Source organism: Mesorhizobium sp. WSM4836 (assembly GCF_055811815.1).
This window is the reverse complement of sequence record NZ_JBVVQF010000011.1, coordinates 40,655-53,775: the sequence shown is the minus strand read 5'-3', so window position 1 is coordinate 53,775 and position 13,121 is coordinate 40,655. Positions and strand designations below refer to the sequence as shown.

General features: G+C 62.4%; 13 protein-coding genes. 4 read left to right on the top strand and 9 right to left on the bottom strand.

The window, feature by feature from the left end:
* Positions 1-131 precede the first annotated feature (131 nt).
* The 4 genes from AC0L2P_RS15030 to AC0L2P_RS15015 are packed head-to-tail and all read left to right on the top strand — an operon-like array spanning position 132 to position 4,160.
* Entirely contained in the window at positions 132-1,010 is an 879-nt protein-coding gene (locus AC0L2P_RS15030; RefSeq protein WP_473502082.1) for an ABC transporter permease, read from the top strand.
* Positions 1,007-1,828, top strand: a complete 822-nt coding sequence (locus tag AC0L2P_RS15025) for an ABC transporter permease (protein ID WP_473502081.1) — start codon at positions 1,007-1,009, stop codon at positions 1,826-1,828. The genes AC0L2P_RS15030 and AC0L2P_RS15025 overlap by 4 nt, the downstream gene beginning before the upstream one ends.
* 21 nt (positions 1,829-1,849) lie before the next feature.
* The gene (locus AC0L2P_RS15020; protein WP_473502080.1) at positions 1,850-2,992 is read left to right on the top strand and encodes an extracellular solute-binding protein; all 1,143 of its coding nucleotides are present in this window, start codon (positions 1,850-1,852) and stop codon (positions 2,990-2,992) included.
* Entirely contained in the window at positions 2,985-4,160 is a 1,176-nt protein-coding gene (locus AC0L2P_RS15015) for an ABC transporter ATP-binding protein (protein ID WP_473502078.1), read from the top strand. Before AC0L2P_RS15020 ends, AC0L2P_RS15015 begins: the two co-directional genes overlap by 8 nt.
* A 19-nt stretch (positions 4,161-4,179) precedes the next feature.
* Here the strand turns inward: AC0L2P_RS15015 and AC0L2P_RS15010 are convergent, their stop codons facing one another.
* The 9 genes from AC0L2P_RS15010 to AC0L2P_RS14970 all read right to left on the bottom strand — a co-directional run bounded on the left by AC0L2P_RS15010 (position 4,180) and on the right by AC0L2P_RS14970 (position 13,080).
* Positions 4,180-5,157, bottom strand: coding sequence for a branched-chain amino acid ABC transporter permease (locus AC0L2P_RS15010; protein ID WP_473502077.1), 978 nt, complete (start codon positions 5,155-5,157; stop codon positions 4,180-4,182).
* 1 nt (position 5,158) lies between these two features.
* Entirely contained in the window at positions 5,159-6,046 is an 888-nt protein-coding gene (locus AC0L2P_RS15005) for a branched-chain amino acid ABC transporter permease (protein WP_473502076.1), read from the bottom strand.
* A gap of 7 nt (positions 6,047-6,053) precedes the next feature.
* A complete protein-coding gene (locus tag AC0L2P_RS15000) occupies positions 6,054-6,764 on the bottom strand; it encodes an ABC transporter ATP-binding protein (protein ID WP_473502074.1) in 711 nt (236 codons plus the stop codon).
* Positions 6,757-7,530: an ABC transporter ATP-binding protein gene (locus AC0L2P_RS14995; RefSeq protein WP_473502073.1), complete on the bottom strand. Its 774-nt coding sequence runs from the start codon at positions 7,528-7,530 to the stop codon at positions 6,757-6,759. Before AC0L2P_RS14995 ends, AC0L2P_RS15000 begins: the two co-directional genes overlap by 8 nt.
* Positions 7,531-7,541: 11 nt before the next feature.
* Positions 7,542-8,750 carry an ABC transporter substrate-binding protein gene (locus AC0L2P_RS14990; RefSeq protein ID WP_473502072.1) on the bottom strand — a complete coding sequence of 403 codons (1,209 nt, stop codon included), beginning with the start codon at positions 8,748-8,750 and terminating at the stop codon, positions 7,542-7,544.
* 332 nt (positions 8,751-9,082) lie between these two features.
* On the bottom strand, positions 9,083-10,069 hold the full coding sequence (locus AC0L2P_RS14985) for an ABC transporter ATP-binding protein (protein WP_473502071.1): 987 nt from the start codon (positions 10,067-10,069) through the stop codon (positions 9,083-9,085).
* Positions 10,066-11,088: an ABC transporter ATP-binding protein gene (locus AC0L2P_RS14980; protein ID WP_473502070.1), complete on the bottom strand. Its 1,023-nt coding sequence runs from the start codon at positions 11,086-11,088 to the stop codon at positions 10,066-10,068. The genes AC0L2P_RS14985 and AC0L2P_RS14980 overlap by 4 nt, the downstream gene beginning before the upstream one ends.
* Positions 11,078-12,052, bottom strand: a complete 975-nt coding sequence (locus AC0L2P_RS14975) for an ABC transporter permease (protein WP_473502069.1) — start codon at positions 12,050-12,052, stop codon at positions 11,078-11,080. Before AC0L2P_RS14975 ends, AC0L2P_RS14980 begins: the two co-directional genes overlap by 11 nt.
* On the bottom strand, positions 12,052-13,080 hold the full coding sequence (locus AC0L2P_RS14970; RefSeq protein ID WP_473502068.1) for an ABC transporter permease: 1,029 nt from the start codon (positions 13,078-13,080) through the stop codon (positions 12,052-12,054). Before AC0L2P_RS14970 ends, AC0L2P_RS14975 begins: the two co-directional genes overlap by 1 nt.
* Positions 13,081-13,121 lie beyond the last annotated feature (41 nt).

The window sequence follows — 13,121 nt, the reverse complement described above, 5'->3', positions numbered from 1 at the left end:
GTCGCGCGGCGGCGCTGCACAGAATTTGTGCAGGAGCCATATGCAGAGTGGACACCTGAACGCCGATCGCCCAATCTAGTCCGGAGCCGAGCCGGTGATTGCGGCTTGCACGTAAAGCGGTTGGACGGGTCGTGACCAAAGGGTGGAAATTATACGATCAGCGACTGGCCTGGGTCCTCGTCGCGCCCGTGCTTTTGCTGCTTACCCTGCTTCTGGTGCTGCCGATCGCGATGATGACGGTCTATACGTTTTTCACCTTTGTCACCGCGGGAGTGGAGTCGGCGGTGCTGACCTTCGACAACTGGAAGGAATTCCTCACCGACAGCTACTATCACGGTTTTCTTTGGAAGACTGTTCGCGTTGGCGCCATCACCGCGGTGATCTGCGCGATCCTTGGCTATTTCCCCGCCTATTTCATCTGGGCCACGACCTTCAGGCATAAATGGCTGCTCTTGCTGCTGCTCATCGTGCCGTTCTGGATCAGCTTCACCATCCGGACATTCTCGTGGATCCACATCCTCGGCGAACAGGGGCTGATCAACGTCGTGCTCATTAGGCTGGGCGTCATCAACGAGCCGTTGCCGATGCTCTACAGCGAGGGCGCCGTCATCATGGGACTGCTGCATTTTCTGCTGCCCTACATGGTCCTGAACGTCTATGTCAGCCTGGAAAGCATCGACCGCACGCTGATCGCCGCCGCACGCTCGATGGGCTGTACCAGCGCGCAGGCGTTTCGCGAAGTAACGCTGCCGCTGTCGATGCCGGGGCTGGGCGCTGGGCTGCTGCTCTGCTTCGTGCTGGCGGCCGGTTCCTATGTGACGCCGCAGCTGCTCGGCGGCAGCCGCGACGCGCTGTTCGGCAATTTGATCTACGATACCATCATGGGGCAGCTCAATTGGCCGATGGGCGCCACGCTTTCCATCGTCCTGTTCGTCCTGCTCGGCGCGGCCGCGGCCGCCTACAGCCGCTATATGGGCCTGTCGCAGATCATGAAGGGCCTCAGTGCATGAGAGCGGATCATCGCGATCGCGAAGGCAGATGGGCGTGGCGGCTGACCGGCGTGATCACGGTGTGTGTCTACGTCTTCATGTTCGCGCCGATCCTCGCCACGGTCGTGCTTTCCTTCAACGCCTCGATGTTCGGCGGCTTTCCCCTCACCGGCTTCAGCCTGCGATGGTATGAGAAGCTGCTCACCAACGAGCCGGTTCTCGACGCCTTCCGGACATCGATGTGGATTGCCCTGGTGACGGCAACCGTAACGACGCTGCTCGGCATCATGGCGGCATTGGCGCTAGTGCGCTTCGAGTTCCGTGGCAAGCAGACGATCAACACGCTTATCATTCTTCCCGCGCTGGTCCCCGAGACGATACTCGGCGTCGGCCTGCTGGTCATGATCAAAGCCGTCGACCAGCCGCGCAGCATGACGCTTCTGGTGCTCGGCCACATTCTGCTCACCCTCCCCTACGTGGTGCTGATCGTTCAGGCGCGCATGGTCGGCATTAAACGTTCCTATGAGGAGGCGGCACTGTCGCTCGGAGCGCCGCGTGTGTCGACATTCCGCGAGATCACGCTGCCGCTGCTCATTCCCGCAGTGCTTGCCAGCGTCCTACTCGCCTTCACCATTTCGTTCGACAACACTTCGGCCAGCCTGTTCTGGCGACCCGCGGGCGTCGAGACCATGCCGACGCAAATCCTCTCGATGCTGAAGATCTCGATCAGCCCCGAGGTGAACGCGCTGGGCACTGTCATGATCCTTTTGACGGTCGGCATTCCCTTGGCTGGCGGGCTCATCCTGCAAAGCCTCACCTGGTTCAAGGCAGGCAAGTGAAATGAAAATGGGAGAACGGAAATGAAACTGACAACCGCCAACCGACTGGAACGGCTCAACGAACGCTATGCCAATGGCGACATCAGTCGGCGATCATTCCTGACGCTGACGGCCGCCGCTGCCGCCGCCACCGGGCTTTCCATGCCCTGGACGGGACGCGCGCTGGCCGCGGTTTCGGAAGTGCGCTTCGACGGATGGGGCGGCGTGGTGCAGGAGGCGATCGATAAGTACGCATTCCAGCCTTACACCGCCAAGTCCAAGGTCAAGGTCGTCCAGGGCACCTTTGGCGACGAGAACGAGATCATCACCAAGATCAAGACGTCGAAACCAGGCGACTTCCAGATCGTCCATTCTTCCGGCGTCAACTACTATATCAAATACGTCAATGGCGGTTTCAATTCGGAGATCAACGAGGCGAACATTCCAAACATGGCGAATGTGCTGACCGCCATGATCGAGCCGTTCCGCAAGATCACGCCGAAGCTGTCGGCGGTGCCATATGATTACGGCACCACCGGGATCGCCTACAACAACAAGGTCATCTCGCCCGAGGAAGCCAAGGAAAAGGGCGCCAACCTGCTTACCGACAAGAAATACGCCGGCAAGGTCGGCGGCTACGCCGATATGACGACGCGCGTCTGGTATGCGGCGCTGCAGACGAAACAGGATCCCAACAACATCCAGGACATGGATGCGGTCTGGGCCAAAGTTCGCGAGACCCGCGACCTGGCCAAGAAGTTCTGGAGCTCCGGCGCGGAACTGATGGACCTCCTGTCGCGCAACGAGATCGTCGTCACCGACGCCTGGTCAGGACGTGTCGCCGCCCTGCAGCAGCAGGGCCAGCCGATCGGCTATCTCGACCCTGCCGGCTCATACGCATGGATGGAGGACATGCTGGTGCTCAAGGGATCGCCGATGGCCGAATGCGAGGAGCTGATCAACTTCATGCTCGATCCAGCCACGTCGATCGCCGTCGCCGAGGGCCAGAACTATCCGCCATCGCTTGACCCGACCAAGGTGAAGCTGACCGATAAGATCGCGGCGCTTCCGGCCTTCGACCCGACCGGATCGATGAAGTCGCTGACCTTCGCCGATCCGCTCTACTGGGCGAAGAACGAAGACGCCTGGACCAAGCAATGGGACAGGGTATCGAAAGGTGCATGACGACAACAGCCACGACCATCAGCCCCGGCCGGCTTCGGCCGGGGCTGATGGCGACCCGCTCGCCCAGAGCGAGCGGCAGCCGATCGGAAAGCCTGCGGTCGAGTTTCGCGACATCGATATTTTCTACGGCAAGTTCGCCGCTGTGCGCGATTTTTCACTGGCGATCCGCAAGGGTAGTTTCGTCACCTTGCTGGGGCCGTCCGGGTGCGGCAAGACGACGATCCTGCGATCGATCGCGGGCCTGGTCGACATCTCTAGTGGCCAGATCTCGATCGGCGGAAAGCGGGTCGACGACATCCCGATCTACAAGCGCAACATTGGTCTGGTGTTCCAGAACTACGCGCTCTTTCCACACAAGAACGTCTTCGACAACGTCGCATTCGGCCTGAAATACCGAAACGTGCCGAAACCGGAAATCGTGCGCCGGGTCAAAAAGGCGCTGGATATGGTGCGGCTGCCCGGCAGTGAGACAAAGCTGCCGTCACAGCTTTCGGGCGGCCAGCAGCAACGCATCGCACTGGCCCGCGCCATCGTCTTCGAGCCGGAAGTGCTGCTGCTGGACGAGCCCTTGTCGGCGCTCGACGCCAATATGCGCGAGGACATGCGTGTCGAGATCAAGAAGATCCAGAGGGAGACGGGCATTACCGCCATCTTCGTGACGCACGACCAGGAAGAAGCCTTGTCGATGTCCGACCACATCGTTGTGATGAACGCCGGCCTGATCGAGCAGATCGGCTCCCCCGCGCAGGTCTATGACCAGCCGGCCACCGCATTCGTCGCCAATTTCCTTGGCAAGGCCAACATGCTGCCCGGCAGCGTGACAGTAATGGACGGCAAGATGGCGACCATCGCGCTGGCCAGCGGCTATGTCGTAAAGGCGGCCGCGCCGAAGGCGCTCGCGACCGGCAGCGCGGTCACCGTCGTCGTTCGCCCGCAGAAGCTTACCGTCGGTACCGTCGGTGCTGCCAACAGGCTGGCGGGACGGATCGTCTCGACCTCCTATCTCGGCGGCAATGCGGTCTACGAGATCGACATCGGCGCCGGCACGCTGGTGCGCGCCAACACGCTGATCGACGGCCAGCCGCTGCGTGAAGGCGAAACGGTCGATGTCTGCTTCGATCCTCTGGGCTGCGTGCTTCTCGACGCGCAAGGTTTACGCATCGCATAGCGAGGCGGAACTGAGCCGTTCAGTCTTTAGCGTCACCCTTTGGCCCGAGAAACCGCGCATAGACCTCACCGACAATACCGCGCCGGAAAACCAGCACGCAGACCATGAAGGTCAGGCCGGTGGCGATGGTCACCGGAAAATTGGAGGTGGCGAGCGTGTTTTCCAGGCCGATGACCAGACTGGCGCCGATGATCGGCCCGACCATGGTGCCGATTCCGCCGAGGAGCGTCATTAGGATCACCTCGCCCGACATCTGCCAGGTGACGTCAGTGAGCGTGGCAAACTGAAAAACGATCGCCTTGAGCGCGCCGGCCAGCCCGGCCAATGTTGCCGACATGACGAATGCCGCCAGCTTGTAATTGGCGACGGAATAGCCAAGCGAAATGGCCCGGCTCTCGTTTTCCCGGATGGAACGGAGAATCATGCCGAAAGGCGAGTTGATGATGCGCCAGATGGCGAACACGCCGGTCAGGAAGACCGCCAGCACGAAATAATAGATGGTCATGGAGACGTTCAGGTCGAGCATTCCAAGCAGCCTGCCGCGCGGCACGCCCTGGATGCCGTCCTCACCTCCGGTGAACGGCGCCTGCACGCAGAAGAAGAAGAACATCTGCGACAGCGCCAGCGTGATCATGGCGAAGTAGATGCCTTGTCGGCGGATGGCAAAGAAGCCCATCACAAGCCCCAGTAGCGCGGCGCCAAGGACGCCGAGCAGGATGCCCGCTTCCGGCGGCCAACCCCAGACCTTGACCCCGTACGCGGTGAAATAGGCCGCTCCGCCGAAGAATGTCGCATGGCCGAAAGACAACAGCCCGGTGTAGCCGAGCAGAAGGTTGAACGCGCAGGCAAACAGCGCAAAGCACAGCATCTTCATCAGGAAGATCGGATAGACGAAGAAAGGCGCCACCAGCAGCGCCAGGATGCCGAGCCCGACCAGCGCCCATTCAAGCCGTGCCGAGTTCTTGGCACGCGTCTCGCGAAGTGTCAGTTCGGCCATCTCATGCATCTCTTCCGAACAGGCCGGCTGGCCGGACCAGAAGCACGATTGCCATGATGACGAAGACCACCAGATTGGAGGCTTCGGGGTAGAAGACCTTGGTCAGGCCCTCAGCGAGGCCGAGCATGTAGCCGGTGACGATCGCCCCGAGGATCGATCCCATGCCGCCGACCACGACGACGGCGAAAACAACGATGATGAGGTCGGATCCCATCAGCGGGCTTACCTGATAGATCGGTGCGGCGAGAACCCCCGCAAGCCCGGCAAGAGCGGCGCCGAGGCCGTAGGTGAGAGTCAGCAGCAACGGCACGTTGACGCCGAAAGCCTGCACCAGGCCGGGGTTCTCCGTTGCCGCGCGCAGATAGGAGCCCAGCCTGGTCTTCTCGATCAGCGCCCAGGTGGCGAAACAGACGATCATCGAGGCGACCACCACCCAGCCGCGATAATTCGGCAGGAACATGAAACCGAGATTGGTTCCCCCTGAGAGCAGCGGCGGCACCGAATAGGGGCTCCCCGATACGCCGTAATAATAGCGGAACACGCCTTCGAGCACGAGCGCGAGGCCAAAGGTGAAAAGCAGCCCGTACAGGGGGTCGATGCCGTAAAGCCGCGACAGCGCCAGGCGCTCGATCACGACTCCGAAGCCGCCGACGATCAGCGGCGCCAGGATCAGAGCCGGCCAGTAGCCGATGCCGAACCGGGTGAGAAGCAGGTAGCCGATGAAGGCGCCGAGCATGTAGAGCGCGCCGTGGGCGAAATTGATGACGCGCAACAGGCCGAATATGACAGCCAGGCCCAAGCTCAACATTGCATAGAAGGAGCCGTTGATGAGGCCGACCAGCAACTGGCCAAGGAATGCCTGAACGGGTATTCCGAAGATCATCGTCATGGCGCCATCATACACCCAGCACTTCATGCAGCAGCGTCATGCGATCCGGCAGTTCGCCGACCGGAAAGCCCGCCACGACCTTCCCGTGCTCCATCAGGTAGAAACGGTCGGTGACGCGGCTGGCAAAGCGGAAATTCTGCTCGACCAGCAGGATCGTCATGCCGCGTTTTCTCATCGTCGTCAGCAGATCGCCGATGCGCTGCACGATGACCGGAGCCAGGCCCTCGGTCGGCTCATCGAGAAGCAGCATTTTCACGCCGGTTCTGAGCATGCGCGCGATCGCCAGCATCTGCTGCTCGCCGCCCGACAGCCTGGTGCCCGGGCTGTTGCGGCGCTCCTTCAGATTGGGGAAAAGGTCGAATATTTCCTCCACGCTCATGCCGCCCTCGGCGACGATCGGCGGCAGGACCAGATTCTCGTCCACGGTCAGCGTTGCGAAGATGCCGCGTTCCTCGGGCACCAGGCCAAGGCCTTGATGCGCGGTCCGGTGCAGCGGCAGGCGCATCAAATCCTTGCCGTCGAAAGCGATCTGGCCGGTCCGCTGGCGGATCAGCCCGATAATGGCGCGCAATGTTGTGGTCTTGCCGACGCCGTTGCGGCCCAGCAACGTCACCGTTTCACCTGGAAAGACCTCCAGATCGACGCCGTGCAGCGCATGGCTCTCGCCATACCAGGCGTTGAGGCCGCGGACTGCGAGAAGCGGCGCGGCGTCACTCATCGGCGGTGCCCATATAGGCGATCCTCACCCGTTCGTCGCGGCTGACCGTGGCGTAGTCGCCGGCGGCAAGGATTTCGCCGCGCTGCATGACGGTTATCCAGTCGCAAAGATCGGCTACAACAGTCAAATTGTGCTCGACCATCAGCACGGCGCGCTCCTTGGCGACCGAGCGGATAATGTCGGAAACCGTGCGCACATCCTCATGCCCCATGCCGGCCATCGGCTCGTCGAGCAGCAGCACTTTCGGGTCGAGCGCCAGCGTCGTGGCGATCTCGAGCACGCGTTTCCTGCCATAGGAGAGATCGGCGGCAGGCCTGTTCTTGGCATCGTCGAGGCCGACTGACCGCAAAAGCTCCTCGGCGCGCAGCGTCAATCGATCGAGCGCGGACAGCGGGCGCCAGAACTGAACGCTGAGCCCGCCCGGCCGCTGCAGCGCAACACGTACATTGTCCAGCACGCTGAGATGTGGAAACACCGCCGAGATCTGGAACGAGCGCACCAGGCCCATCCGCGCGACCTTGGCCGGCGAGGTGCGGGTGATGTCGTGGCCGAGCAGTTCGATCCTGCCGCTGGTGGGGGGCAGGAACTTGGTGAGCAGGTTGAAGACGGTGGTCTTGCCGGCGCCGTTGGGCCCGATCAGCGCGTGGATGTTGCCGTGGTAGAGGTCGAGATCGACATTCCTGACCGCGACGAAACCGGCGAATTCGCGCCGCAAACCGCGGGCGGAAAGCACCATCCGCGGCCCATTCGGTTCAGGCGGCGCCATCGGTCCGCCAATCACTCGCCTGCCGTGGGACAGCCGCTCTCCTTGGCGCTCAGAAATGCCTCGCTACCGGGGATCGTGGCGAGCGGTTTGTAATAGTCCCATTCCTTGGCGCTCTCGCTCGGCGACTTGACTTGATAGAGATACATATCGTGAACCATGTTGCCGTCGGCCTGCACTTTGCCGTTTGCCGTAAAGACGTCGTTCACCGGCATCGCATGCAATTCCTTGGCAACCGCCTCCGTTCCGTCGGTGCCGGCTTTGTCGATCGCCTTCAAATACTGCGTCACCGCCGAATAGGTGGCAGCCTGGATCATATTCGGCATGCGGTTGGTGCGCTTGAAGAACCGCTGGGCGAAATCGCGGCTCTTGTCATCGCGATCCCAGTAGAAGCCTTCGGTCAGCACCACGCCTTGCGCCGCCTCGAGGCCGAGCCCATGCACCTCGGCCAGCGTGAACAGAAGTGCTGCAAGACGCTGGCCGCCCTGCACGATACCGAATTCGGCCGCCTGCTTGATCGAGTTGGAGGTGTCGAGGCCGGCATTCGCCAGGCCGATGACCTTGGCGCCCGACGATTGCGCCTGCAGCAGGAAGGATGAATAGTCGGTCGAGGCGAGCGGATAACGCACCTCGCCAACCACCTTGCCGCCATGGCTCTCGACGAACTTTGCGGTCTGCTCCTTGAGCGAATATCCGAATGCATAATCGACGGTGACGAAGAACCAGCTGTCGCCGCCTTGCTGGACGAGAGCGCCACCGGTCCCCACTGCCTGCGAATGCGTGTCGTAGGCCCAGTGGAAGCCGTAGGGAGAGCACTGTTTGCCGGTAAGCTCGGTGGTCGCGGCGCCGGTGACGATGTCGATTTTCTTCTTTTCCTTGGAAATCCCCTGGACGGCGAGCGCCACCGAGGAAGTGGTCAGTTCCATGATGGAATCGACTTGTTCGGTGTCATACCACTGCCGCGCAATGTTGGAGGCGATGTCCGGCTTGTTCTGGTGGTCGGCGCTGACGATCTCGATCGGCGAGCCTTGTACCTTGCCGCCCAAATCCTCGACCGCCATCTTGGCGGCCTCGACCGACCACTTGCCGCCGAAATCGGCATAGACGCCCGACTGGTCGTTGAGGATGCCGATCTTGACCTTGCCGTCGGAAATCTCGGCGGCTGCGGCAGGCATCGCAGTCGCGGCAAGAAGCGCGGCCGAGACCAGGTACGATATCTTCATTTGTGACTTCCTCCCTTATGGTCGATAACCGAGCAAACATGTCGGCGGCTGCCTGCTACAGAACGAAGAGTGGCCTCCCACATTCCTTCCTCTCCGGCACAAAATCACGCGGCGCTGTGCGGCCGCCTATGCCCGTCCCTCAAATCGTAGCATCGCTCGGCAACGCGAAAACAGTTACTTTAGTATTAGGCATTCGCGATGCCCGGCCGCGCAGCGCCGAAGCGCAACATAGCGCCGGATCGTGCGGCGTCCAGATCGGCCTCCATTCTCGCCTAGCGACGATTGCGGCTGAACGATCCTGATGCGATATCGCTGAACGAGAATTGCCGTCGTCAACCGCCGGCCGGATGATGGCAAGCAACCAGGCGGCCCTCGCCAATACTTTGGAGAAGTGGACGCTCGCTGCGGCAGAGGGACGTGGCGGTAGGGCAGCGGGTGTGGAACCGGCATCCCGAAGGTGGGTTCATCGGGCTGGGCAGGTCACCCCTGAGTACCAATCGGCCGCGCGGCGCCCGGTCGATGCTGGGGATCGGCACGGCGGAACGCAGCGCCGCGGTGTAGTGGTGTCTGGGCGCCGCAAAGACTTCGTCGGTCGGCCCGCTCTCCACGATGGATCCCAGATACATCACCGCCACACGGCTCGAGATCTGGCGCACCACGGAAAGGTCGTGAGCGATGAACACATAAGTCAGGTTGAACTCCTCGCGCAGGTCGGCGAGCAGATTGACGATCTGCGCCTGGATCGACACGTCGAGCGCCGAGACCGGCTCGTCGGCCACGATCAGCCGTGGCCGCAGCGCCAGCGCGCGGGCGATGCCGATACGCTGACGCTGACCGCCGGAGAATTCGTGCGGATAGCGCGACGCATGCTGGGGCGACAAATCGACCCGGCGCAGAAGCTCAGCCACGCGGTCCGCCATTTCCGATGCCGAGAGGCGTTCATGGATACGGAATGGATCGGCCAGGAGATCGCCGATCCGCCGGCGCGGATTGAGCGAAGCGCTGGGATCCTGAAAGACCATCTGCATCTGCCGCCGCAGCGGACGGAGCTGACGCTGGGAAGCGTCGCTGATGTCGCGGCCCTCGAATTCCAGCGACCCCGAGCTGATTTCGGTCAGACGCACCAGACATCGGCCAAGCGTGGACTTGCCGCAACCGGACTCGCCGACGATGCCGAGCGTTTCCCCGGGCCAGATGTCGAGCGACACCGTATCGACCGCATGCACGGTCCGGCGCTGCGCCGGCAAGATAGAGCGGCCGACGCTATAGCGCTTCGACAGATCGCCGGCGCGGAGCAGCGGGCGCGGCACGGCATTCATCGTTGCATCTCCACGCCGCCAAGCCTCTGGGCAGCGAATTCTCTGCGCGTAGGCTCCGGCAACAGACAGGCGGCGCGATGGCTCTCGCCCTGCATGATCGGCAGCTGGACCAGACACGCGTCGTGGCGAAAGGCGCAGCGGGAGCCAAAGGCGCAGCCTTTCGGCAGGTTGGAGAGCGACGGTGGAATCCCCGGGATGGCCGCAAGCCGGGCTGGACGTGGTCCCTCCATCGGCGGGATCGAGCCGAACAAGCCCCATGTGTAGGGATGCAGCGGCGCCCGGAACACGCTGCTCTTGCCGCCCTCCTCGACAAAGCGTCCGCCATACATCACCAGGACCCGATCCGCGACTTCGGCGACGACGCCAAGATCATGCGTTACCAGGATCACCGCGGAACCGAACTGGTCGCGCAATCGTCCGATCAGTTCGAGGATCTGCGCCTGCACCGTAACATCGAGGGCTGTAGTCGGTTCATCCGCGACGAGCAGTGCCGGGTTGCAGGAGAGCGCCATCGCAATCACCGCACGCTGGCGCATGCCGCCGGAAAGCTGGTGCGGGTAGCTGTCGACGACCCGATCCGGATTTGCGATGCCGACCGCATCCAGCAACTGCACGGCCCTCGCCCGTGCCGCTTTCGCCGACACTTCTTCATGCGCACGCACCTGCTCGCCGATCTGGTTGCCGATCGTATACACCGGGGTGAGCGCCGACATCGGATCCTGGAAGATCATCGCGATCCGGCGGCCGCGAATGGCATCGAGCGCACGCCGCTTGAGCCCGATCAGCTCCTGTCCCATGAAACGGATGGAACCGGAGACGATAGCGTTGGGGCTGTCGATCAGCCCCATGATGGCGAGCAAGGTCTGGCTTTTGCCAGAACCGGATTCGCCGACCACCCCGACGATCTCGCGCTGCTCGACGGAGAACGAAACACCTCCCACCGCCCGCACCAGACCCTCGTCGCTGCGGAAGGAGACAGTGAGGTCCTTCACCACCAGAAGAGGAGCATCAGCCGACATTGCGCGCCCTCGGGTCGATGATGACGAAGACGACGTCGACGACGAAGTTTGCCATCACCACGAAGAAGGCGGCGTAGATCACCGTGGCCAGGATCATCGGCAGATCGAGGGTCTGCAGCGCCTCATAGGTCAGTTTTCCGACACCCTGCAATCCGAAGACCACTTCGGTCAGCAGCGCGCCGCCGCCGACCAGGGCACCGAAATCGAGGCCAAACATGATGACGAATGCGACCAGCGAGGTCCTGAGGCCATGATGCAGCAGCACCCGGCGCTCGCCGATCCCCTTGGCCCGGGCCGTGCGGATGAAATCCTCCTGCATCATCTCGATCAGGCTTGCCCGCAACACCCGTCCATAGAGGCCAACATAGAGGGTTGCCAGCGTGAACCAAGGAATGACAAGCGCCTTGAACCAGCCCCAGGGATTCTCGGTCAGGGGGATGTAGCCGAGCGGCGGAACCCAGGAAAACAGCCAGCTGTCGTGCCAGCGGCTTTGCGTCAGCAGGTTGGCGACCTCGCCCAGCCAGAAGACCGGGATCGACACGCCTACCAGGCTCAGGATCATCAGCATGCGATCGATGAATGTCCCGCGCGTTGCGCCTGCGATCACCCCGACGATCAGTCCACCCAGCACCCACAGCACTGCCGCGCCGCCGACCAGCGACAGCGTTACGGGAATAGCGCTTATCACGGTCGGGATGACGCGCTGCCCGCGATTGACGAAGGAGGTGAGATCGCGGCTGACGAAAAGCCGGTTCATCATCAGCCCATATTGCACCGGCAATGGCCGGTCGAGACCGAAATCGTGGCGCACCTGGACCAACGTCTCTTGCGAAGCATTGCGGCCGGCAATGCGCGCCGATGGATCAGCGCCGGGCGTCGCAAAGAAGATCAGGAAAGCGACGACACTGATGCCGAACATGACCAGCACCATCTGGCCAAGCCGGAAGCCGAGCGCGGCGAACACTAGACGCCCCTCGGCGAGGATTTCGGATCGAGCGCGTCGCGCACGCCGTCGCCCAGAATGTTAAGGGCCAGCACCGTGATGACAATGGCTAGCCCCGGTGCCAGTGCCACGACCGGCCGCGAATAGAGCAGGCCCTGGCCGTCCTGGATGATCGTGCCCCAGCTGGCATCCGGCGGCTGCACGCCAATCGACAGGAACGACAGCGAGGACTCCGTCATCATGTTGAGCGCCAGGATCAACGGCACGAAAACGATGATCCGGGTCACGACATTGGGCATGATGTCGCGCAAAAGGATGCGCCAGGGCGACGCGCCCAGGCCGATCGCGGCGATCACGAATTCGGCATGCATCAAGGTCAGGACATGGCCACGGATCGGCCGCGCCACATAGGGCACATAGACGATGCCGATGATGAAGACCGGTAGCCACAGGCTGCCGGAGCGGATTTCGAATGGACCGATCTGGATACTCTGCGCGATCAGTACGATCGACAACGAAATCGCCAACAGGAAAATCGGAAAGGCCCAGAGCACGTCGAGAATGCGCGACAGGCCGATGTCGACGATACCGCCGAAGAAGCCGGAAACAACCCCCAGAGACGTCGCGAGGACAAGGCAAAGCACGGCTGCAGCACCCGAGATCAATAGCGAATCCCGCCCGCCGTAAAGCAGCCGCGCCGCGACGTCACGGCCCTGGTTGTCGGCACCGAGCATATAGGGGCCGATGCGCCAGGTCGGCCCGATCGGCGTCATGCCGAGGCCAAGGCCTTCGGTAGAGGGCTGCAGCACCGGCTGGGCCACCCCATCGACGACGATCTCGCCATTGAGATTGGTCACGAATGGATCGGTGCCGGAGACATATCGCGCATAAAGCGGCGCCGCGAGCGAGGCGATCACGATGGCGACGAGCACGGCGAATGCCGAGATTGCCGAACGATCGCCTTTCAACTTGCGCCATGCCGTGCGCCACGGGCCATCGGTGGCCCGGCGAACCGGGACGGCGGGCTGGTCCGCAATGACATTGACCATGAACAGGATTGCCTACGAAATATCTCGGCCTGGAAAATGCG